23 protein-coding genes and 1 pseudogene are annotated in these 21,675 nt (G+C 67.8%); 4 read left to right on the top strand and 20 right to left on the bottom strand.

The annotated features are described in order from the left end of the window. The first annotated feature begins 87 nt into the window (after positions 1 to 87). Together BLR68_RS15075 and BLR68_RS15070 are read left to right on the top strand one after the other, a co-directional pair. Positions 88 to 1,410, top strand: coding sequence for an NHL repeat-containing protein (locus BLR68_RS15075; protein WP_018185886.1), 1,323 nt, complete (start codon positions 88 to 90; stop codon positions 1,408 to 1,410). Between the two features lie 86 nt (positions 1,411 to 1,496). Then, positions 1,497 to 1,988, top strand: a complete 492-nt coding sequence (locus tag BLR68_RS15070) for a hypothetical protein (RefSeq protein ID WP_018185885.1) — start codon at positions 1,497 to 1,499, stop codon at positions 1,986 to 1,988. Here the strand turns inward: BLR68_RS15070 and BLR68_RS15065 are convergent. From BLR68_RS15065 to BLR68_RS15055, 3 genes are all read right to left on the bottom strand, one after another. Further along, positions 1,938 to 2,747, bottom strand: a complete 810-nt coding sequence (locus BLR68_RS15065) for a hypothetical protein (RefSeq protein WP_018185884.1) — start codon at positions 2,745 to 2,747, stop codon at positions 1,938 to 1,940. The two genes, BLR68_RS15070 and BLR68_RS15065, sit on opposite strands and share 51 nt — an antisense overlap. Before the next feature lie 135 nt (positions 2,748 to 2,882). Continuing rightward, the gene (locus tag BLR68_RS15060; RefSeq protein WP_018185883.1) at positions 2,883 to 3,659 is read right to left on the bottom strand and encodes a hypothetical protein; all 777 of its coding nucleotides are present in this window, start codon (positions 3,657 to 3,659) and stop codon (positions 2,883 to 2,885) included. Positions 3,660 to 3,687: 28 nt separating this feature from the next. After that, entirely contained in the window at positions 3,688 to 3,933 is a 246-nt protein-coding gene (locus tag BLR68_RS15055) for a hypothetical protein (RefSeq protein WP_018185882.1), read from the bottom strand. On the opposite strand from BLR68_RS15055, the gene BLR68_RS15050 reads away from it, so the two are divergent. Then, entirely contained in the window at positions 3,932 to 4,339 is a 408-nt protein-coding gene (locus BLR68_RS15050) for a hypothetical protein (protein ID WP_091362312.1), read from the top strand. The genes BLR68_RS15055 and BLR68_RS15050 overlap by 2 nt on opposite strands. On the opposite strand, the gene BLR68_RS15045 is transcribed toward BLR68_RS15050, so the two are convergent. The 16 genes and pseudogenes from BLR68_RS15045 to BLR68_RS14975 all read right to left on the bottom strand — a co-directional run bounded on the left by BLR68_RS15045 (position 4,336) and on the right by BLR68_RS14975 (position 17,607). Further along, complete coding sequence (locus tag BLR68_RS15045) at positions 4,336 to 4,728, bottom strand: beta barrel domain-containing protein (protein WP_018185880.1); 393 nt, start codon at positions 4,726 to 4,728, stop codon at positions 4,336 to 4,338. The genes BLR68_RS15050 and BLR68_RS15045 overlap by 4 nt on opposite strands. Before the next feature lie 78 nt (positions 4,729 to 4,806). Continuing rightward, on the bottom strand, positions 4,807 to 5,313 hold the full coding sequence (locus tag BLR68_RS15040; RefSeq protein ID WP_155904696.1) for a hypothetical protein: 507 nt from the start codon (positions 5,311 to 5,313) through the stop codon (positions 4,807 to 4,809). Between the two features lie 35 nt (positions 5,314 to 5,348). Next, positions 5,349 to 5,846 carry a hypothetical protein gene (locus tag BLR68_RS15035; RefSeq protein ID WP_018185878.1) on the bottom strand — a complete coding sequence of 166 codons (498 nt, stop codon included), beginning with the start codon at positions 5,844 to 5,846 and terminating at the stop codon, positions 5,349 to 5,351. A gap of 30 nt (positions 5,847 to 5,876) precedes the next feature. Then, positions 5,877 to 6,833 carry an NAD(P)/FAD-dependent oxidoreductase gene (locus tag BLR68_RS15030; protein WP_018185877.1) on the bottom strand — a complete coding sequence of 319 codons (957 nt, stop codon included), beginning with the start codon at positions 6,831 to 6,833 and terminating at the stop codon, positions 5,877 to 5,879. Between the two features lie 23 nt (positions 6,834 to 6,856). Further along, positions 6,857 to 7,261 carry a hypothetical protein gene (locus BLR68_RS15025; RefSeq protein WP_018185876.1) on the bottom strand — a complete coding sequence of 135 codons (405 nt, stop codon included), beginning with the start codon at positions 7,259 to 7,261 and terminating at the stop codon, positions 6,857 to 6,859. Beyond that, positions 7,258 to 7,704, bottom strand: coding sequence for a hypothetical protein (locus BLR68_RS15020; RefSeq protein ID WP_018185875.1), 447 nt, complete (start codon positions 7,702 to 7,704; stop codon positions 7,258 to 7,260). Before BLR68_RS15020 ends, BLR68_RS15025 begins: the two co-directional genes overlap by 4 nt. Next, entirely contained in the window at positions 7,701 to 8,162 is a 462-nt protein-coding gene (locus BLR68_RS15015) for a hypothetical protein (protein WP_018185874.1), read from the bottom strand. The genes BLR68_RS15020 and BLR68_RS15015 overlap by 4 nt, the downstream gene beginning before the upstream one ends. 109 nt (positions 8,163 to 8,271) lie before the next feature. Further along, complete coding sequence (locus tag BLR68_RS15010) at positions 8,272 to 9,048, bottom strand: VWA domain-containing protein (protein ID WP_018185873.1); 777 nt, start codon at positions 9,046 to 9,048, stop codon at positions 8,272 to 8,274. Between the two features lie 49 nt (positions 9,049 to 9,097). Continuing rightward, a complete protein-coding gene (locus BLR68_RS15005) occupies positions 9,098 to 9,907 on the bottom strand; it encodes a DNA adenine methylase (protein ID WP_018185872.1) in 810 nt (269 codons plus the stop codon). 62 nt (positions 9,908 to 9,969) lie between these two features. Further along, positions 9,970 to 10,869 carry a hypothetical protein gene (locus tag BLR68_RS15000; RefSeq protein ID WP_018185871.1) on the bottom strand — a complete coding sequence of 300 codons (900 nt, stop codon included), beginning with the start codon at positions 10,867 to 10,869 and terminating at the stop codon, positions 9,970 to 9,972. A 5-nt stretch (positions 10,870 to 10,874) separates the two neighbouring features. Further along, positions 10,875 to 11,264, bottom strand: a pseudogene (locus tag BLR68_RS18300) (DUF4304 domain-containing protein); the annotation flags it as partial. 87 nt (positions 11,265 to 11,351) lie between these two features. Beyond that, a complete protein-coding gene (locus tag BLR68_RS14995; RefSeq protein ID WP_018185870.1) occupies positions 11,352 to 11,660 on the bottom strand; it encodes a histone-like nucleoid-structuring protein Lsr2 in 309 nt (102 codons plus the stop codon). A 44-nt stretch (positions 11,661 to 11,704) separates the two neighbouring features. Further along, entirely contained in the window at positions 11,705 to 12,766 is a 1,062-nt protein-coding gene (locus BLR68_RS14990; protein ID WP_018185869.1) for a hypothetical protein, read from the bottom strand. A 67-nt stretch (positions 12,767 to 12,833) separates the two neighbouring features. Then, positions 12,834 to 13,232 carry a hypothetical protein gene (locus BLR68_RS14985; protein ID WP_018185868.1) on the bottom strand — a complete coding sequence of 133 codons (399 nt, stop codon included), beginning with the start codon at positions 13,230 to 13,232 and terminating at the stop codon, positions 12,834 to 12,836. Then, a complete protein-coding gene (locus BLR68_RS14980; protein WP_020411040.1) occupies positions 13,232 to 17,080 on the bottom strand; it encodes a hypothetical protein in 3,849 nt (1,282 codons plus the stop codon). Before BLR68_RS14980 ends, BLR68_RS14985 begins: the two co-directional genes overlap by 1 nt. Before the next feature lie 125 nt (positions 17,081 to 17,205). Beyond that, positions 17,206 to 17,607: a hypothetical protein gene (locus BLR68_RS14975; protein ID WP_143015786.1), complete on the bottom strand. Its 402-nt coding sequence runs from the start codon at positions 17,605 to 17,607 to the stop codon at positions 17,206 to 17,208. 194 nt (positions 17,608 to 17,801) lie between these two features. On the opposite strand from BLR68_RS14975, the gene BLR68_RS14970 reads away from it, so the two are divergent. Then, entirely contained in the window at positions 17,802 to 18,440 is a 639-nt protein-coding gene (locus BLR68_RS14970; protein WP_018185866.1) for a hypothetical protein, read from the top strand. Positions 18,441 to 18,503: 63 nt separating this feature from the next. On the opposite strand, the gene BLR68_RS14965 is transcribed toward BLR68_RS14970, so the two are convergent. Then, positions 18,504 to 21,632 (bottom strand): hypothetical protein, encoded by a 3,129-nt coding sequence (locus BLR68_RS14965; protein ID WP_020411039.1) that lies wholly within the window; start codon positions 21,630 to 21,632, stop codon positions 18,504 to 18,506. Positions 21,633 to 21,675 lie beyond the last annotated feature (43 nt).

Raw genomic sequence — 21,675 nt, 5'->3', positions numbered from 1 at the left:
GGTCCCAAGAATTGGCCAGCTCTTCCGCAGGGTACGGGGAGGTCGCGGGTCATCCGACACCGGCCTCCCGATCCACAGGAGATCTACGTGGCAAACCCGTACCTCGTCCTCGGCGGCATCGCTGTCGGCATCATCGTCGCCGTCTTCGGCGTCCTCGCTGTCCCCGGGTGGGTGAAGTCCGCACAGGACGCCTCTGCCGTGAACGACCTCTCCCATGTCTCCATCGGCGAGGCGGCCGCCAGCGCTAAGGGATTCGGGTACCTGAACGGTCCCGGTCTCATCGACCGCGCCTCCGACCTCGGGGTGCAGTTCACCCCGTCCAGCAACGTGAAGCTCTGCGTCACCGCCAGCACCGACGGGAAAGCGTACGCCGCCGTTGCCCTCTCCCCCAGCGGCGCGTTCTTCGCCCGTACGCACACCGCCACCAAGGCGATGGAGGCATCAACCAGCGCTGCCGCCCTCACCGCCGTCGGCGGGCTGCCCACCGGCGTCCCCAACCCCGTCGTCAGCGGCGACTGCGCGCCCGGCGCGCTCGTTCCCGGAAGTGGGACTGCCTCGGGGCCCGTCGGCCCGGCGCCCATCGTCGCGAAGCCCGCTGGCGCCGTGGTCGCCTTGAACGACCCCGCGTACGTGGCCTACACGAGCCACGGCCTGTACACGCTCGGTGCGGACAACCAGATCACGCGCATCGTCGATGGCGAGGCACGGCTCGTGTCATGGACCGGCGCCATCGAGAGCCGTTACAGCCCGATCAACTCCTCGGCGCAGATGGCTGTAGACGCGAAGGACAACCTCTACGTCGTTGCTGTCGGGCCTGACGGTGGCGGTGTCGCGCACCACACGGTCTACCGCCTCGCGCCCGACGGGACGTCAGAGGTCGCCACCCGCTTCCCGACGAGCGGCCCCCCTCCCCTCGTGGCCAGCAGTCCCGACGGCAACGTGTTCGTGGCGATGGCCGGCACGGTCTACCGGCTGGCGACAGATGGCACTCGAACAACCGTCGGGACCTACAGCGACTGGGGAGTCATCGCGATGACCGCCGACAACGCTGGTGTCGTCTACCTGAAGGGGTCGTCCGTGTACAAGGTCAAGGACGGCCAGCCTGCGGTGGCCATCCCCACGACTGCGACCATGCACACCATCGTCGCCACCCCTGATGGGACTCTGTTCGGCCAGAACAACACGGCTTGGATCGCCCGTATCTCTCCGTCCGGCGCCACGGATGAACAAGCCATCGAGAACCCGTTCGACGGAATCAAGGATCCGTACGGCCCGAGCGCTCCGCCGCGTCCGACCGCGGTCGGTCCTGACGGCACCCTGTACATGGTGTACCAGTTCACGACGGAGACGCCGATAGTCGCCTCGGTCGCCCCTGACGGGACGTTCGCCACGCTGACACCACGGAGCTGACCGCAACCTTGTAACTTTGCAAGTTGCAAGGTTGTCGGTGGGTCCCGCTGGTCACGCGGTCCGGGAGCACCGCGCATGGAAGGGCCATGACAGATGTTCTTGAGCCCACGCCCGCCGCGCCCACCCAGGGTGACCTGCCCGTGATGACAGAGCAGGAAGCCAACAGCTACCTCGACTCCGCCGTCGACACCATCATCCAGTTGCAGGACGAGCACGGCCAGTCGCTCGAGCTGACGGCCAAGGAAAAGCTCCGACGGGTGTTCGGTGACGTTGCTCCTCTGGTCGCTCACATCGCCATGTTCACCGCCGTTCACGCGTTCGAGGCCGGGCAGCTGTCCGTCGCGGCAAGCACGGACCGCACCGACATCCTGGTCAACGCGCTCCGAAAGGTGCACGTCCCCGAGATGTACGGCGACTGCGTCTCCGACGGCGACGTCTATCCCTGCACGACGGCGCGTGCACTCAACCTCGTCCAGGGGCACGACCCGCACCGGCCGTCGATTGACGACGAGCTGGCCGCGCTCCTGTCAGACGAGGTTCCGGAACTCGACGCGCCGGAGGACCCGGCGAAGGCCTGACGACGCGGCGGCCGCGGCCACCTCAGGATCGACGGGCAGCGGAGGCACGGGGACGTCCATCCCGTTTGCGGTGCAGAGTGCGTACGCGAACAGGTCGGCTCCGGCCTCTCCCCCGGCCGCTCGGCCAAGGTCTCGTGCGAGGCGCATCGCCTTGGTGCGATCGTCCTGCCCGTGGATGAGTGCGAACACTCGACGCTGCGCGGGTGCTTCGTCGCGTCGCGACTCGACGGCGTAGCCGATGGCGGCGGCGGCAGCTCGCATGTCGTCGATGAAACCATCTCGCGGCTCGATCTGCGCAATGGTCCAGGGCGTCTCCATGACGGCGCCGGCGGTCTGCGAGTAGTCGAACACGGTCGCGGGTCGGTGGCGCACTTCCTCTACGACGGGTCGCCCCCCATCCCAGACGGTCAGCCCGTTCACGCGCTTGTAGAGGACGCTGGGTCGGAGGATGGCGATGCCTCGCTCGACGGGTGTGCGCTGCAGGCATCCCCATCCGAAGTGGCTGTCGATTCGACGCGCGAGAGGGTGCTGGTCGAGGACGAGGAGCACGTTCGCTGGGCTCAGTGTCGGGAACTTCGCCAGCCCCGCCGCGAACGCCGCCCACGCGGCCGGTTCGGCAAGCCGAGCTGTCTCGGATGCGACGAGCGCGGTCATCGCGGCAAGGCGCTCGTAGCGGTCGGCGACGTCGTTGAACGAGTGCCGGGGGCGCGTGGAAAGATACTCCGCGCGCAGCGGAGAAGGGGAAATCGTCGCAGTCACATCGGTTCCGTATCACTCGTTCGTACCCTCTACCCTGCGGCGGAGGTGGTGAACGGTGATAGTAGACCGGGGTGACGACACCGTTCTCTCGCCGCCCGATTCTTCTCCGAGAAGAATTGCGCGGCGAGAGGAAAGTCAGGCTGCGGTCGGGGCGACGGCGACCTTCCCGTTCGGGAGGAAGACGGGACCGGCCTGGACGCGGTAGCTGTCGTAGCCCGCTGGCAGATGAAGCTCAGCCATCCGCATCGACGGGTACGGCTGTGCGTCCCGGTCTGTTGTGCGGGTGTTCACGATGTAGTGCCCGATGACGACGTCACCCTCGCCGCGCTCGCAGTACATCTGGGCGGCTTCCGCGGCGGTCTGCGGCGGGGTGATGAGGGGGTCTGTGGCGCCCTCGGCCAGGCGGACGTGCTCCCGAGCGAGCTCCGCCGCGTCGGCGCCGTACCTCGACTTCGTGTGCAGGTCCCAGGCGATGCGGTCTGCTCGCTCGACGAATCGTGTGGGGTCGGCGTACGCAGGCACGCGCGTGCAGAAGCTGAACGATTCGGGTTCCCCACCCTCGCGCTCCGGGTCGACCTCGATGCGGATCCGTGCGTACGGGGTGTCTTCCTCGTCAGTGGGGTCGTACTCGCCATCCTCCCCTTCGTCGAGGAAGGAGTAGTCGACGGCAACGCGACCGTGCTTCGAGTACGCGATCGTTTCGGCGAGGTAGATGGGTTCGGCGTGCTCGCCGGTCAGGGCCGTGTGCTCGCGGGCCGCGTCCTCCTCGCTACCTGCACGGACTCGGTGGACACCGGTGGCGGTGCGGAGGAAGTGGACGGGGAGCGTGAGGCTCATCTCGGGGTCGCTTTGAGGCTTGTCGGTGAACGTGCCAGACGCGGCGCGGGGGTGGTCGTCTTCGGTCCAGGTCATGAGGTCAGTCCTTTGGGGTGACGGTGGGTCAGGCCCAGCTGTCGCCGAGGTCCATGAGCTCGGACTCGTAGCCGGCCATGTACTCGTCGGCGTAGTAGCCGGGGCTCGGGGTGCGGAGCGCGCGAGCATCCGAGATGCCGCGGTCCTCGGCCTGCTCGCGGGTCTCACCGTCGGGTTCGAGTGCGAGCTCGGGCTCGGAGTGGTCGTGAGAGCCGAACTGACCCAGGTCGGTACGGTGGGCCTCACGGGTCGCGGCGGCATCAGAGATGGTCATGCTCGTCATGTACGCGGCGGTCGCTAGGTTGGCCGACGTGACGACTCCCCATCTTCCGTCAGCCGCAAACCCGTGGAGCACCTCCGGACTGTGGAAGGCGCTGGCTTACCAGGCCGTCAAGAACTCGCAGTCGACCGTGGGGGAGCTACGAAACGCGATACACGCCGCGGATGCCGGCGACCAGGACTTCCATTCGACGTTCGTGGGCCAACTCGTGTCCCGACCTGGGCTCGCTCGCGCGATCGTCGAGGGGAACGAGGACACTGCTCACCTAGTGGCGGACTCGATCAGCACGCACGGGACAGACGCCCAGTACGAAGCCATCATCAGGGACATCGAGATTGACGGCATCTGGCCGGACCTCCGCCTGCCCAGAGTGTGGCTGCGAGGCGCACTTCTCAGTTAGGCGTCGCGGTCCGCGTCGAGGATCTCGGCAACCTTCCGGAGCGCGGCGGTCGAGTAGTCACGCAGACGGCCGTAGTGGTTCTCGAACCCAAGGGTCGACAACCGCGCCAAGATGGCCTGACGCTCGAGCCGCTCCACCCAGGTCTCCTCGTTGTACATCTGGTCGGGGCTTCCGATGGCGGTTGCACGGCGGCGCTCGACGCCGGTGACGATGTCGAAGCGCATCTCCTTGCCGTGTCGCTCGATGATGGCTGACTCGCGCGTGACCTTGATGACGGTGTACCGCTGGGCGTCCTCGAGTGTCAGATTCGACCGACGCTCCATCTTGTAGCCCTCGAAGACGAAGACTTCCTGGCCGACGTGGAAACGGGGTGCGGGCTTGGCGGGCATGACGTGATCCTTTCAGGAGCGGTGTGGTTCCCCTCTCCCATGCGCGGCGGGTAGCCGCGACATGCACCACCGTCAGGCTCAGGCGTGTGCGAGCGCGGGTGTCGGGTAGAGCTCTCCGGCTCCCATCCACATCTGGCGGTCGCCGTTGCACTCTCCGTGGTGGTCGGCGTCGAGGATGCACCACTCGTCGATGGGGCAGTACAGGTCGTTGGCGTCGGGGTGGTCGGCGACTTCGCGGCGCCCGTCGTCGCGAAGGTGGGTGAGGCCGGAGAGGTCCTGTGGGCCGTACGCGCGGAGGGCGCGGATGAGTACCTCGCGGGCGAAGCGGATCTCCGGGGTGGTCCACTCCGGGTCGGGCGCCCAGCGGGGGTCGTTCTCCAACGCGGGGTTCCAGGCGGGGTGCCGGCGGACGCTCGCGGCGAACTCGTTGATCTCCTCGGACTCGGCGAACACCTGCAACGCGTCCGGGATGGGCATGTCGGGGACGAGACGGTAGCCGACGATGGCGGCGTTGACGGGGATGGCGGGGTTACCTCGGTGGTCGCTGCTGCGGAACATGGTGGGCCCTTCGTCGGGGGTGGTCACCGACTCCATGCGCGGTCAGGTCGCGCGCGGTGAACTCAGGCGCGGCCGAGGGTGAGCTGGACGTCGCAGTCGCAACCGAAGTCACCGCACGTGCCGCACATGTCGCTCTCGACGCCGGCGACCTGGTGGTCGATGCGAGCCTGCTCGCGGAGGGCCTCGATCGCGTGTTCGCTCCACGCGCGGGTGCGCTCACCCCAGTGGACAACGTCGCCGTGACCGTGCGGGGTGCCGATGATGTCGATGACCTGCTTGTAGACCTCGGGGTCGTTGATGGCTGACTCGGGGTCGTCGCTGACGCGTTCGATCGCGTCGGCCCAGGCCGCGGCCGTGTCTCCCCACTCAGCTTCGTTCTGTCGGAACGCGGCCATGAGCGGGTTGTCCTGCTCGCTGCGAGGCGCGAGGTCATCCAACGCCCGGAGATGCCACGGGGTGGCTTCGGCGAGGGTCGCCTCGGGAGCGCTCTGCTCCTTGACGGCGAAGCGGCCGGCGGACTCGCGGGGGTGGGCGTCAGCGTTCCAGGCGATGTCGGTCATGCCTCTCATGTACGAGGCGACCGGGCGCGCTCAGCGTGATGCTTCGGAGAGCTCGTCGAGGTACTCGGCCGCTTCGATGCCTGCGACGGCGCCGGATCCAGCAGCGGTGATGGCCTGCCGGTAGGAGTGGTCGATGACGTCGCCGGCGGCGAAGAACCCGGGGGTGCGATGCTGATCGCTCGGTACGCGTGCCGAGCGCCCGAGAGTGGCGATAGTGCCATGTTCAGTGAGCGACACCTGCCCACGGATGAGGTCGGTGCGGGGGTCGCTACCGATGGCGACGAACAGGCCGGTGACGTCCAGCCACTCGGGGTGGTCGTGCTCTGCGCTCTCGAACCGGACTGCTTCGAGGCGGCCTGCGGGTGCGACGAGCTCGATGGGGACGACGCTGTAGAGAATCTCGATGTTCGGGGTCTGCTCTGCCCGCGCGGCCATGGCCTTGGAGGCGCGGAGGGTCGCGCCGCGGACGAGGACGGTGACCTTCGCAGCGTGCTTGGCGAGGAAGATGGCCTCCTCCATCGCGGAGTCCCCTCCCCCGACGACGGCGACGTTCTCGTCCTTGAAGAACACGCCGTCGCAGGTCGCGCAGTAGGAGACACCCGAGCCGGTGAGCTCCGCTTCCTGGGCGAGTCCGAGCTTGCGGTGTTCGCTGCCGGTGGTGACGATGACCGCGTCGTAGGAGACCTCGTAGACGCCGTCCACGGTGATGGCCTGCCCCTCAACGTCGATGGCGGTGACGTCAGCGAACTCGAGCACGGCGCCGAAGCGGGCGGCCTGGGCCATCATGTTCTCGATGAGCTCGGGGCCCTGGATGCCTTCGGGGAAGCCGGGGAAGTTGTCGACCTCCGTGGTCGTGGTCAGGTCACCGCCGGGCTGGGCGGTACCGACGTAGACGACCGGGGTGTGACCGGCGCGGGCGGCGTAGATGGCGGCGGTGAGCGCGGCGGGGCCGCCCCCGATGATGACGAGCGCGTGCGAAGAGGACATGGTGCCCTCTATGCGCGAGCAGGTCAGGCCGCGACGTTCGCGTGACGCTCGATGGCGCGGAGGAGCTTCGGGAACCACTCGTCGAAGGAGACGCCTGGGACAGTGGGGGCCACGACGTACTGCTGTCGCCAGCGGCCCTCGTCGAGGCCCACGAGGCCATCAGCGACGAGCCGGGTGAGGACAGCGACGATGTCATCGGCGTCGTAGCGGGGGATGCTGACACCGCCGTGCGCGTAGAGGGCGCCGTCCCTCTCCTCGCCCATGAGCATGACAAGGCGCTGGACGCACTCCGCGCACACGAAGCCGCGGTACGTCCGCGCCTTGCGGTGCGTCGTCCGCCCGTCACGGCGGACGAACGCGGCCCCTCCCCTGCTGCGGAGGCGCCCGCCATGCGCACGGTTCAGGAGGCAGTACCGGCACTGGGTCATGCTGCTCCGCCGAACCGAGCACGGGCAGCGTCGATCGCGTTCTGGACCTCGGCGTAAGCGGGCAGTCGCGTGGCCCACTTCTCGAGCGAGTTCAGGAGCGCCGGCCACCACTGCTCGAACGTCTTCCACTCCTGCGCGGCGGGCGCGTACCTCTCGCGCCAACGGTCCTCGTTGAGGTCGCTCTCGCCGTACTTGATGAGGGCGGCAAGCGCATGGAGGAGGCTGCTGACGTCGTAGCGAGACTCGGTCACCCCTGTGTCGAGCTCGACGCCGTTCCGGATGCGGACGTAGCAGAGGGTCAGCTCGATGCAGTCGGCGCAGGTCTGCCCCCAATAGCGTCGCCCAGCGCGGCGATAGTTCCCGCCGCCACTTCGCAGGATGGAGATGGTGCTGGTCTCGAGGACGCGGTCGCCGCAGTCGCGGCAGACGATCTTGCGGCTCACGCGTCGTCCTCCTCGGCGAGGATGGCACGGATCGTGATGCGGGCGCGCTCGGCAGCCTGCTGATTCTCGGCCCGCTGGTCAGCGATCGAGGCGTTGAGCGCGGTCCAGAACTCCTCGAAGGGGAGGTCGTCGCGGTGGTACCGCGCGCGCCAGCGGCCCTCGTCGAGGTCGGTGACCTCGCGGTAGATGAAGGCCGTGAGGGCGCGGAGGAGACTGCTGACGCTCCACCGGTTCGAGGTGCGCGAGGTATCAAGGCGTCCGTCGCGGGTCATCGCGTGAATCAGTGCGCTCTCGACGCAGCCGACGCAGGTATGCCCACGGTAGAAGCGCCCGCCGCGGCGGTAGGTGCCGCCACCCTGCCGGGACGTGGCGTCCGCGAGGAAGTAGTGGACATGCGTCTTGCACTCACGGCAGGTGACCTTCGGTCCTCGGGGTAGCTCGCGCTCGCTCTTCGTCATGGTCCTTCCATGCGCGGCCGGCAGGTGGCGCCGTGACCAGCCTCAAGAGGAACGTCCTGGAACGACGATGAGGCCGGGCAGGTGCCCGGCCTCATCTCATGAGTGCGTGTCAGCGGATCTGGCCGCGGCGACGCTCTTCGGCGACCCAGCCGGGGTACTCGTCGAGCATCAGCTCGAACAGCTGCTCGTCGCTGAGACGGTCCACGTCACCGACCGGCTTGTAGTCCGCGTTGTCGATGTAGCGACCGTCGAGGTCATCGAGCTTCTCGAGGAACGGGATGGACTCCCGACCGATCGAGAGGAACTGCCAGAAGATGGGCGCGTACGACACGTCCGTGATGGCCTTGACGGCCGCGGCGGGGTTGTCGGGGACACCATCGGTGAGAAACAGCGCGTACACCGGCTCGCTGGCGGGTGCCGGCAGCGGCGAGACGGTGTCGACGGTCTTCTTGCCGAAGCCGAACAGGCCACGCTTCTCACCGGCGGGCGCCGTGATGTTGCCGTACCCGTAGTGGTCGGCGACGGCACGGAACGCGCCGGCGTAGTCAGTGGTGCCCATGCGGCGGCCGCGGGTGAGGCGGTCGATGCCGCCCTGGTAGTCGGCGAGGCCGAGCTCGCCGAGGTACTTCGCAGAGCTGTCGAAGACGAAGATGTCGATGGCGCCGTCGTCGTCGAACTGGGTGGCGAAAGCGAGAGCCTTCTCGGCCAGGCGCTGCACGGAACCGTTGCGGTACTGGCCGGACATCGAGCCGGAGAAGTCGAGCACCAGGGCTCCCTTCGCGGTCTGGCCGGTGAAGTTGCGCTTGGCGATGGCTTCCTGTGCGTGCTTTGCGAGGGAGAGGAGGGCCGGCGCTTCCTGCGCGACCTTTTCGAGGGAGAGACTCATTCGAGTCCGTTCTGTGAGAGGGACGGGACGGCTCCCCTATGCGCCCTGGTCAGCTGAGGGTGAACCCGAGGGCCGCGGTGTCGCCGGTGGGCTTCGCTCCGTCGGTGAGGAAGGAGATGGCTTCGGTGCCGGGGCGGCGGGCAGCGTTCATGAGCATGGTGCGGGTGCCGTGGACGGTGTACCCCGCGCGCTCGATGTTGGCGGCGGTGTCGAAGATGATGACGTCGAAGCGCGCGGCGAGCTCCCGAACCCGAGCCCAGTAGGCGTCGTAGTCGAACTGGCCGTTCTTCTGGTTGTACGGGGTGATGGTGCCCTCGTAGGGCGGGTCGAGGATGACGACGGGCCGCTCGCCCACCGCCGCGATCTGCTCGTCAGTGATGTCGGCGTACGAGCCGTGGACGATGGTGGGCGCGAGCTCACGCCACCGGGCGAGGGAGCGCTGGTAGTCCTCCTGCAGCCGCATGGCCTCGTGCGCGGGGCTGGTGCCGGGCTTGCCCTCACCGCCGCCCTTGTGGGTCGCGTTGAACCCCTTCTCGGAGTAGCGGAACAGGCCACTGAACGCCATCGCGGACAGGCAGTACGCGTACCGCCACCATTCCGGGTCACCCCGGTGGGCGTAGTAGTCGTCGCGGGTGAAGACCTCGGGGACGATGAGCTCGTCGTAGCGGGACGCGATCGTCGCGACCTGCGGGTCGAGCTCCACGAGGAGCGCCCGGTCAGCGAAGCTCATGGACACGGCTGCGGTACCGGCGAACAGCTCGACGATGTTGCGTCCGCGGAGGTGCTCGAGGCGGTGGACCCACCGGGACTTCGAGCCGTTGTAGGACGGGAGCAGGCGCGCGGGCTTGGGCGTGGGCATGCACGCCCTATGCGCCAACGACGAAGGCCCCGCCGAAGCGGGGCCCTCAGGTCAGGCGTCGGTCAGTACTCGTCGTTCTCGTCGAGCTCGGCCTGGTCCTCGGCAGTCCAGCGGCGAACCTCCTCGGCCTCGTGACCGTAGCCAGCCCGCACCGCGGCGCGCGCCGCATCTGCCGTCGTAGCGGAGATGCAATGACCGTCGACCCACCAGTCCAGCTCGCGCGCAACGCCGTTGATGGCGGCGTCCTCTTCCTCCGTGCGTGCGTACAGTTCCGCCTTGGCCCACAGCTCATCGACGTCGCCGCCCTTGGAGGCGTAGAAGCGGACGATGTCCGCGATGGCGTCGGCGGCGTTGCTGATGAGCTCCTCGTCCTCGTGACCGAAGAGGTTGACGAGCGTCTCGCCCTTCTTTGCGGCAAGAGCCTCCGTAGCTTCATCGGAGTGGTCGGTCGGCTCCGGCGCCGTCGTGGTGCGAGCAGCAATGTCGCCGAGGACTTCCTTGTTCAGGACGGCGTACTTCGCGCGCTCGACCTCATCGTCCACTGCGGAACGCACGGCCTCGAGGTATTCGAGGACTGCGTCATCGGTCGCCGCATCGAACGCGTACTCTCCGAAGTCGAGCTCGTTCAGGGTGTTCCAGCGGTCGTCGTTCTGAGCCGAGCCGCCAAGCGAGATGCGGACCTCTTCGCCGCCGGTTGCCTCGGGACCGAAGGTGATGGAAACAAACGCCCGCCCGTTCATGTCTTCGATGTCGACCTCTACCTCGCCCCCGGGAGGGATATCGGTCGGGTACGGAACCGGCGCCACCGTCGAGGGCGTGTAGCGGCCGGTGAGGACGACAGGTCGCGGGCGCACGGCGATCGTGGCTTCCGGTGCGGTGTGGTGCTGCTGGCCGAACTGGCCGTTGGAGCGGTCGCGGTGGTCTTCGCGTGCGGCCTCAGCCGCGGTGTTGATGTCGGTCATACCGCTCATGTACGCGGCGGACGCTCCCGTATTGCCGGCGACGCGTACTGGGTGAGCACGTCGATGACCGACGCGGCGACCCGTGCGCGCTCATGTCCGTGGTGGCCGATTTCCCACCAGTCGTCACTCCCGCTGGCGAGTTTCGGTGCTCTCTGTTTCCACTGGGCGAGTCCACGGACCGCATATCGCCCGTTCGGGGATGGCTGTTTCGGGAGCCACATCTCAGTCTTCTTTACGACGCCCCAACTATCGCGAGAGATGACAGAGACATTCGCAGTGAATCGGACAAGGTCCCACAGGCTGGACGTCGAGGACTGAATGCCGATCTGAGCGAAATGGGTACGGTTCGGGATGCGAAATGTCCGCTCTGTCCCTGTCAACCCTTCGGCGCGAAGGGCGGGTGCGACGTCTTCACGAAGAAGAGCCCGAAGCTGCCCCTGTGATAACCGCGCAGGGGCAGCTTCGGGCTCTCGGAAAGTCGTTCAGCGTGCGTTGTACGCGTCCATCACGCTCTGGGGGATGCGACCGCGCGCGGGCACGTCGTGACCGTTCTTCGCGGCCCACTCACGGACGTCCTTGCTCTCGGTGTTCCGGCTACGAGCCGGCCGAGCGCCCTTCGTCTTCGGCTGCTTGCGTGCAGCTTCGATGAACGGGGCGAGAGCATCGTGAAGCTTGTTGACGTTGTGCGCTGCGAGGTCAATTTCGTAGCTGTCGCCGTCGAACGCGAACTCGATTGTCTTCGCGTCCTGGGTGCCGTCGATGTCGTCCACGGTAATGCTCTGCTTTGCCATGAGCCCAACTCTATTAGACGTGCCCAACATCCACGAATCGGCGTTTATCCCTGCGGCGAAGGATTAGTCGGAGTCGGGCTCGGCGTCATTCCCGGGGACTGCTCCTGCTCCGCATTGTCGCGGAGCGCGGCCTCGGCTTCTGCCTTTGCACGTTCAGCTTCCTCTTTCGCTTCGCGAGCAGCTTCCGCTTCCGCGCGAGCCTGCTCGACTGCATCCGCCGCGGCCTTACGTGCCTCTTCGAGCTCGACGAGCTCCTGAGCGCGGCGTTCGTCCTCAGCCTTCTTCGCGGCCTCTTCCGCCTTCTTGCGCTCCTCCTCGGCTTTCTCAGCCGCGACGACATCGTCGTGCGACTTCGCGAGCGCGGCGAGGGCCTTCTGGAACCCCCTGAACCGGGTGATGGCGTCGGCGCTCTTGTCCCCCAGGTCCTCGATAGCGTCGGCGTACTGCATCTTCACGAGCTGGTCGGCCTCGCCGTACCCGTTGATCGCGTCGGACAGCCCGTACTCTGCGGCGTCAGCGAGGACGGACTCTTTGAGGGACGCCGCAGTGCGCATGGACTGGTCGAGCTTTTCGGAGCGCTCTGTGATGAGGTCGGCGCCCGCTTCGTAGTCCTCAGCGACCGACTTGGACTTCGCGATCGCTGCATCCAACCCTCCCACCGTGGTCGGGTTCGTCCTCGCCGGCGTCCGCGGTGCGGGTGCGGTATCGAAGAGGGAGAGCCGGTTCACGCGCGGGTCACGCTGGTGGATGCCGGCATCCTCACGGATGGTGGTCCGCAGCTTCTTGAGCTTGTCGAGCGCGTCGGTGTCGATGAGGAGCTTCGGGTCGATGGCGGCGATGAACTCACCGATCGCGGCATCCCCATCGAAGGCCTCGCCTGCCAGCTTCTCGTACGCCTTCTGCTCCTCTGTCACGGCGCCGGAGGCTCCGTCGATGGCTCCGTACCGCTCGCCATGTTCGTTGAGGAGCGACTGGTAGCGGAGCGCGTCGAACACCGGGGGTGCAGCGAGAGCGCCAGCGATGACGATGACGGCGGTGACACCGGCGGCGGTCAGGCGGCGGTTGCGGGTGCGGGTCTTCCGGTGCTGTTCCAGCATGTCGGACACGGGCGAGCTCCTTGGGGCAGGTGATGAGCCACCCACCTCGGGGTAGCGCCTCGCCTATGCGCGCCGGTTAGAAGCCGCTGCTGCCGGACTGACCGAGGTCACCGACGGGTGCGGTCCGGGCGCGTTCGATCTCGTCGAGGAGCTGGCCTGCGGCTCCGGCGGAGCCTTCATCCCCCGCCTCGAGGTAGAGCGCCCGGGCGCCCTTTGCGAGACGGGTCGCCTCGGAGTACAGCCCCGCGGTCAGTGCCTCGCTGGCGCGAGCATGGAGCGCTACCGCATCGTTCGCGGCCTGCTCCCCCGGCTCCAGGGCCAGCGTGGGAGTCGGGGTGGGAGTCGCGGCTGCGGAGGGGGCGTCAGCGGTCAGCTTCGTAACGACGCCGACGGTCACCACCCCCAGCGCTCCTGCGAGGACGACGCAGGTGACGCTGAGGGCGATGACCCAAGCCCGGCGGGCGGTGGGGCGCATCAGTTGATCTTCACGTTCGGCGAGTACATCGGGCTGAAGTCGTGGCCGCCGATCTTCTCGCGGTCGGTGTCCGGGTTCACGCACTTGCGGACCTGGTACATCTTCGCCTTGGCGATGGTGAACCCCTTGTGCTGGCTGCCGTTGGTCCACGCAGATCCGGAGATCGGGTTCTGCCAGGTGCCCGGGTATCCCTTGAAGAAGGAGGTTCCCAGTCCCGGGTTCTTCTCGTTCGTCCAGTTGGAGATGATGGTCGAGTTGGAGTCGTTGCCGTTGTTCCACAGGTCACCGTCCAGGCGCAGCGCGCGAGGCACGGTGGTCGAGCCGGTGTAGAGCGAGAAGTCCGACCATGCGTCCTTCGCGACAGTGCCCGGTCCGCAGTTACCACCGGTGGGGTGGTCGATCTGGAAGCCGGTGCTGTTCTTGAGGTACCGCCACGAGAACGCGGTCGGTGCCTTCACGTTTCGCAGCGCCTTGATGGTCGAGCTGATGGCGGACAGCTCGCTGGTGTCGTGGACGGTCTTGCAGAGGTAGCGTGCCTGACCGGAGTATTCGTAGCCCTCCGAGGCGGTGTACTGAGTCCAGTCGCCGCTGGCGTACAGTCCGTTCCAGGCACGCCAGCCGGCGCCGTCATCCATGTGCCAGCGACGCTCGAAGCGGGGGTCCGTGTTCGCTGGGCACTTGTCAGCGATCGACCAGGTGGTCGTCTCCGCGGTGGCGCTCGGCTGAGTGATGGTGGGGGCCGCCGGGGTGGCGATCGGGAAGACGACCTTCGCTGCGGCTGTCAGTGCCGACAGCGTCCACGGGGAGTCCGTGTAGTAGCTGGTGCACCGGGCCTGCGACTGGAACTCATACAGCTTGCCCTGCTCACCGCCGTGGTCGCGGGTGCGGGTTGCCGAAGCAGTGTCCCATGCGGTGAACGTGGACGCGTCGATGGTCGCGTTGAACGTGCCGCGCAGGCGCGTCTGGTACTCAGCGGTCGTACCCGACGGGCAGGCCACGACGCTGGAGGTGCCCCGGACGTTCGGGCTGGACACGGTGGAGGAGACGGCCGGCGCCGCCGGAGCGTCGATGGGGACGACCTTCGCGGCCTCGTCGGACACCAGCCCCGAGGAGGCGGCGATGTCGGTAGCGCACCGTGCCTCGGCCTGCATGTTGAACTCGCGGCCCTGGCCGGCGGCATACGCGCGGCTGCGGGTCGTGTTGAACGCGTCCCACGCGCCGTAGCCGCCGACGGTGGCGGTGAGCTGGCTGCGGGCACGGATGCGGTACTCAGCGCGGGTGCCGGTCTCACAGGTGACGACGGTGGAGGTTCCCGTGATGTCGCCACCCGAGATGCTGAGGACAACCGACGGGGCCGCCGCCGGTGCGGCGATGGGTGCGATGACGTAGTCGGTCGCGGTGGCGGTGACCGGCGAGGTGGCGTACGGGGTCGAGCAGCGCGTCTGCGCCTGGTACTCGTACTTCACACCCGGGTTCGGCTCAGTGAAGTCGCGGGTGCGGACGCTGTCCCATGCGTCCCATCCGCTCCAGGTGCCGTCGACGTCGGTCTTGGTCTTCCGCGAGCGGAACGACCACTCGTTCGACAGCGGCGACGCGCAGGCGATGCCGGCGGTGGCGCGGACGTTGCCACTGCTCATCCCGACGACGAGGTTCGGGGCGTCGGGGGCAGCGATGGGGCTGATGGTGGAGTCTTCGTCGGAGGTGGTGACCGCACCGTCGACTCGGTACGTCGTGCAGCGGGCCTGCACCTGGCCACCCCAGCGGTGACCTTCGGCGACGCTTGAGACGAGCATGGCGCTGGTGGGAACCCAGCTGCCGTAGCTGCCCCATGTTCCGAGGTCGGAGGTCTTGGTGGAGCTCCGGTAGTGGAAGCGGTGCTGCAGGGTCTCACCCGGCTCGCAGGTGGCGCCGGTGGCAGCGGTGCGGAGGCTGGTGCCGGACATGGTGACGTTGGCCGTCAGCGCGCCGGGTGCCGCGATGGGAGTGTCGGTGGTCACCTCGTCGGAGCTGGCGATGTCGGAGGTCGTGGCGAACGTGGCGCACTGGGCGTACACGTTGCCGCCGTACAGCGCTCCGCGAGTGGCGGGGATCGTGGCCGTCCGGGTGGTCCCCCAGCTCTCCCAGGCGCCCCACGCACCTGCGGAGGAGGTCGTCGTGTAGCGGTAGCGGAAGCGGTACTGCGCGGTGGTGCCCGGCTCGCAGGTGATGGCTGTGGAGGTGATGATGATGTTGTCACCCGACGGGCGGATCGCCGCGGTCGGGGCGGTGGGCGTTGCGATCGGCACGAGGGCAGAGTCGGCGGCAGTGGTCGCCGTTGTCGACTCCGCGAACGGGGTGACGCACTTGATGCGCGCGTAGAAGCCGTACCGGACGCCGGCGGCCGCGCTGGTGACCTCGCGGTACGCGGTGGCGCTCCAGTCGTCCCACGCGCTCCACGCGCTGGTGCTGCCACCGGAGGTGTCGCGAGCGCGGAACGAGTACTGCTGGGTGGTCGGCGAAGCGCAAACCTTCGCGACGGTGGCGCGGACGGTCGTGCCCGTCTGCGACATCGTGAGGTCGGGGACGGACGGGTCGGAGATGGGGCTGATGACGACAGCTTCGGCGGAAGCTGCGCCCGGCGAGGAGGTGTGCGCGGTGGAGCACCGAGCTTCCGCGATGGAGCTGACGCGCGTTCCTTCCGTGACGCCGGTGAGGGTGTCCTGGGATGCGGTCCCCCAGCTGGTGAACGCACTCCACGTGCCCGGAACGGTCGACTTGAACGTCGAACGCCACTGGAAACGGTACTGGCGGGTCTCCCCCGGCTGGCAGGTGATGGCCGATGCCGTGGCGACCGCGTCCGAACCGTTCATCGCGATGGTGACGTCAGGGATCGTCGTGACGGGGATAGCGGTAACGGTCGTCGCTTCGGGGGTGGTGATGATGGGCGAGACGGTCAGTGCGTTGGAGCAGCGGATGTCGACAACCGCGCCGTAGCGTGCCCCGCGGGTGATGGGGGTCACCGTCCACGCGCGGCCGGATCCGAACGAGCCGGTGAGGTAGCTGCCCGAGCCGGAGGTCGCGAAGCGGTACCGCATGCGGTAGCTGGCGGTGGTGCCCGGGTCGCAGACGGTGGCTGCGGCGTTGATGCTGACCGTGGTGCTGTCTGCTGTGACCGTGGTGGTCGGAGTCGTCGGGGCGGCGATGCTCGTGAGGAACTCGGCCTCGTCGGAGGTGACCGTCTTCGACTTCTTCGTGCCGACCGCGCAGCGCGCTTCGACCTGGAACCCGTAGCGAGCGCCGGGGACGTGGTCGCTCTTGATGACGGCAGCTCCACTGGTCCACGCGCCGTACGCACCCCAGGTGGCGATGCTGGTAGTCGTGGAGTAGCGCTCACGGAAGCGGTACTCACCGAAGCCCATCTCGCACACGGCGTCGCTGCTGATAATGCGGAGCTCGTCACCGACTTCGGTGACCTCGAGGGTGGTGGGCCCGGCGATGGCAGGCGGGTTGCAGGTGGCGTCGGAGGCTTCGGCGGCGGTGTCGAACGCCTCGGTGGACTGGATCTTCGCTGACGCACCGAAGTACTTGCCGGTGGCACTCTTGACGGTCGCGCACCAGTTCGAGGAACCGATTTCCATGGAGACGAGCGAGACACCTCCGGAGAGCTGAACGTGAACGCCCCACACGTCGGAGTTGAGGTCCGCCATGTTGTCGGAGTAGCCGCCCTTGACGTCGAAGAGGACCGACTGGGCTTCACGGATCTTGGTGAGGTCACCGATGGCCTGAGCATCGTTGACGTTGTCGATCCACATGGGCACAGCGAAGACACTCGCGGCCGCGACGACGACGCCGGCCGCGATACCTCCCATCACAAGGATTGGATGAGCCATTCGCTGGTCCCCTATTCGAAATCGACACCCCACACCCTGCGGCGGAAGTGGTCCTGTTAGGGGCCATGTACGCGGGCAGTGAGGAAGACTCCCCGCCTATGCGTTCAGTTCGCCGCAGGTTGTTCCGAATCGTCACCGGGACCGTCGTCGAGAACTCGGCCTTCGGTGGACTTCTTCACGAGATCCAGAGCCTTCTGCTGCCGGTCGGGGTCCCCCGCTCGGACGTACGCGTCGTAGGCATTGCTGAACAGTTCCTCAGCGGCGAACAGGTCCCCGCCCTTGAGGGCGGCCTGCCCTTCCGCCAGGAGCCGGGCACCTGCCTGCTCGTCCGTCTCATCTGCTGCGGGCGCGCTGGATGTCGGGGTGGGCTTCGCGTTGCTGTCGGCGCCGGCGGTGGCCGAGCCTGCAAGGAACGCGGCGAGGGCGACGATCGCGAGAAGCAGCACAGCGTTCGTCGCGATGAGGGCGGTGAGCTTCTGGCGACGGGTGAGGTGGAGCGCTGGCATGCCCATCACCCTGCGGCATGCCCGCGTCGCAGGGTAGCGATCGCGAGCCCAGTAGGTTGGGAGGATCTGGGCCGTTCCGCCGTCTCACGGTGGGGTCGAAGGGAGATGGTCACGATTTCAAATCGGACCGCGCATGTAGGAGTTACAGAGGCTGAGGCCTCCCTTTGACGTACCCAGAAAACAAGGAGCACACCATGAACGCAACAGCCAAGAACATCGCCATCGCCATCTTCGTCGCTGGCACCATCGCCCTCGCTGGCTGCACGCCGGCGCAGGCCCCGACGGTCGAGCCGAGCAAGCCCGCCGCTGTCGAGACGGCAGCGCCGGTCGAGACCACGAAGCCGGCCGAGCCGGAGTCGGCAACGCCCGCTGGCGCCAAGACCGGCGATGTCGTCGATGACGCGACCGCCAAGGCCATCAACGGCACCTACATCGAGCCGATGCGCAAGGACCTCGCCGTCAAGCTCAGCTCCGGCGAGAATATCCTCGTCAAGGCGGCCGAGCCGCTGCCGGAGGTCGTCAAGGAGTCGATGGTCAAGGACATCAAGAAGTCGGTGCCCAGCATCTCGAACGCGGAGCCCAACGATCTCGCCGTCGCGACCTGGGGCCAGAAGCTGGCCATCGAGGAGTCGACGGGACGCCTCGTCGCGCCGGTCAGCTACATGCAGAGCTGGAACGACGCTACGGGTAGCTATGACAAGGGCTGGTTCGTCGGTGAGCCGGCGAGCGACATCCTGGGTGAGTACCCGTCGAAGGATGCCGCCGTCGCAGCGGTTCAGGAGTGGGTCGCCAAGAGCCCGGCGATGCGCGCGTACATCGTCCTTGCCGACTGACCGGCTGACTGACAGTCCATCAGCTAAGACAGATGGCCCCGGGTTTCCCCGGGGCCATCTGTTTTAGTTGATCCGCGAGCAGCCCATGACCTGACTGAGACCCTGTGTCACGGTGCGGGTTCCCGACCCATTCCGGGCGACCATCGTTGCCTGCGCGCGCACGCTCATCGCAGAGGGCCCGACATGGCTGATGCCACGGTCGAATCCGCTTACCGATCCGACGTTCTTCGAGGCGCGGCCTCCAGATGTAGTGGCCCAGGACAGGCTGAGCGTGTAGCTGTTCGCGTAGGAGGCAGCTGTCCACTTCACGCGACCGTTGAATCCCATGTTGTCGCAGATGCGATTGACCGAACCGCTGACGGAAAAGCTGTACGGGGCGGGGATGGGTCGGACGGAGGTGCGGTCGGTGGAGTACTTGCCGGTGCCGTTGTCGTAGTTGCTGCGGCAGAGGTAGTGAACCTGCACCTCGCCGCTGCTGTCGTAGGCGACGGTCCGGGCGTACTTGCTGCCGGCGCCGGAGTACCACGAGCCGGTGTTGGAGGTGCTGTGCGACCAAGCACCCCAGGAGCCGTAGCCCTGGCGGTCGTTGAAACGCCAGCGGAAGGTCGTGCCCGCCGGGCAGGAGCGGCTGCCGCCGATGTTCGCGTAGATGTCGCCGCCGTTGCGGGTGCCGATGGCGTACGCCGAGGGGACGGCCGTGATGGGCCGGATGGCGTAGCTGCTGTGCTTGACGTTCGTGACCGGTCCGTTGGTCCAGTGGGTGATGCAGCGGGCGTGGAAGGCCATGCGCCAGCGGGCACCCTGGTTGACGGTCTTCTTGCTGTCGAAGTACCGGCGGCCGGCGGCGGAGTTCGCCCACGCGTAGTCGGTCCACCCTTCACCGTTCAGCGTCTCGTGGGTCTGCATCCGGTAGGTCGTTCCGGCAGGGCATCCCGACAGGTCGACGCTTCCCTGGCCGCGGGAGCCGCTGATGACGGACTTCGCGTTGGCCAGCTTCGGGGTGGTCGTGATGGGGCGGGTCGCCGTCGCAGCGCCGGTCGGCGACCACCCGGTCTGGGTGTGCGCGGTGTAGCACTGCACGCGGCCCTGCATGTCGACGCGGTAGCCCTGGTTGATGCCACCCTCCACGCGGTAGCTCGCCTGCCACGCGCCCCAGTTGACTGCGGAGTTCGCGTTGCGGACGAGCAGCCGCTGCTGATAGCGGACGCTGACGCCGGAGACGCAGCTGTTACTGACGGTCGTGTAGCGGGTGCCGCCGGTGATGGTGGCCTTGGCGGTGGGTGCCTTCGGCGCGGTGAGGGCGATGACCCGGGTGGGGGCGTTCGTGGTGCCCCATGGGGAGTTTGCGAGCGGGGTGATGCAGCGGGCGCGTCCCTCAGCGCCGTACTTCGCGCCGGCGTTGGGGTTGGCGACGTCGAAGGTGAGGGCGGTGCGCACGGACGACCAGCCGGTCCACGTGCCGAGGGCGGTGCTGCGGGAGTTGCGGGTGCGGTACTGGACCTCGCGGGTGGTGCCGGCAGCGCAGGTGACGCCTGTCATTGTGGCGCGGAGGTTCGTGCCACTCATCGCGAGCGACAGGCTCGGGGTGGGGGCGGCGATCGCGCGGACGATGGCGGTGGTGTCCTTCCAACCGTCGTTCCCGCCGTTGCGATAGGCGGTGTAGCACTCGGCGCGGAACCCGCCCTGCCACGAGACGCCCTGGCCGACGGCGAGGGAGCCAGCGCGGCTGACGGACGGGTTGGTGCTGTCGGTCCATCCGCGCGATGTCCAGCTACCGGATCCGGTGCGCTCGTGGAACTCGTAGCGCTTCGTGGTCCCGGCGGGGCAGGCGGCGATGGTCGCTGTGGCAGTGCCCTTGTCGTTCGTGAGGGTGCGGCCAAGCCCGGTGATGGCGGGGCGAGTGGTGATGTCGCGGATGACGTTCGCGGATGCGGCCGCCGACCACGCGGTGGTGTTGAACTCGGTCGAGCAGCGGATCCGCCCCTGCACGTCGAGGCGAGCACCCTCGCCGAGTGGGCCGGTGGCGGTCTGACCGCCAGCCCACGGCCCGTAGGCGAGCGCGGTGGAGGTGGTGCGGATGTCGCGGCGCTGGCTCCACTCGGGAGTGGTGCCGGGGGCGCAGGTGTTGCTGACGGTGGTCGTGTAGACCCCACCGGTCTCGGTCGCCGTGACCGTCGGGCGGGCGGGCGGGGCGAGGGGAACGATGATGGTGCGCTCGGCGGAGGTGCCCACCGAGGACTGCCCGTGGGCGGTGATGCAGCGTGCGCGCACCTCGAACCCGTACCGCGCTCCCCACTCGGGCGGGGAGACGGTGAAGGTCTTGTCGGTGGCGAGTGCGCTCCATCCACTCCACGAGCCCGCGGTCTCAGTGGTGGTCGAACGGTAACGGAACCCGTAGCGCGCCGACGTCCCGGGGGCACAGGAGGCAGCTGCGGTGGCGGTCAGGTCGGTGCCGTCAAGGTCGAGCGTGATGGTCGGCGACGGCGCAGCGATGGGGGTCACCAGGGACGCTTCCATCGAGGGGGTCGCGCCCGACTCCTGTGCGCCGCGGGCACACATGGCTTCGGCGCGGAAACCGTACCGGGTGCCCTGGGCGGCTCCGGTGACATCCCGCTTGAGAGCGGTGGACCAGGAGGTGTAGTCACCCCACGATCCGTTTGCGGTGGTGCTCGAGCGGTACTGAATGCGGTACCGCACGGTGCCCCGCGCGCAGACGGCGGCGGTGCTGATGCTTCCCGTGACGGTGGTCCCGGACTGGGATGCGCTCACGCCCGGGATGGAAGGTGCGGGGAGGGCGACGGCGCCGGCGCAGACGATGCCCATGACCTCTCCGGAGGTGTCACCTCGGACGATGCGGCTGGCCTTGCTGGAGGTCCCGAAGAACCGGCCGGATTCGGACTTGACGGTTCCGCACCAGCCGGTGCTCGCCGCGTCGAGGTCGGCGAGCTTCACACCCTTGGAGAGGGTGACCTTCAGGCCCCACTTCCCGTCGGTGTCCAGGCCCGCGAGGGTGTTGTAGTAGGTGCCGTTGACGTCGTACGCGGCGGACTGGGCGGTCTTGATGCGCCCGAGGTCGCCGATGGCCTGCGCGTCCTGTGCGTCAGCGACCCACCCGGGGACGAGAACGAACCCGAAGAGCGCAGCGATACCCGCCGCAGCGATGCCGCCGAGCGTGAGATACGGATTCGCCACGGTGTCCCCTCAATCTGGTGTGTCCTTTGACTCACACCCTGCG

Source organism: Microbacterium sp. 77mftsu3.1 (assembly GCF_900100525.1).
GTDB lineage: Bacteria > Actinomycetota > Actinomycetes > Actinomycetales > Microbacteriaceae > Microbacterium > Microbacterium aquilitoris.
The sequence above is the reverse complement of the archived record's forward strand: the minus strand, read 5'-3'. Positions and strand labels throughout refer to the sequence as shown.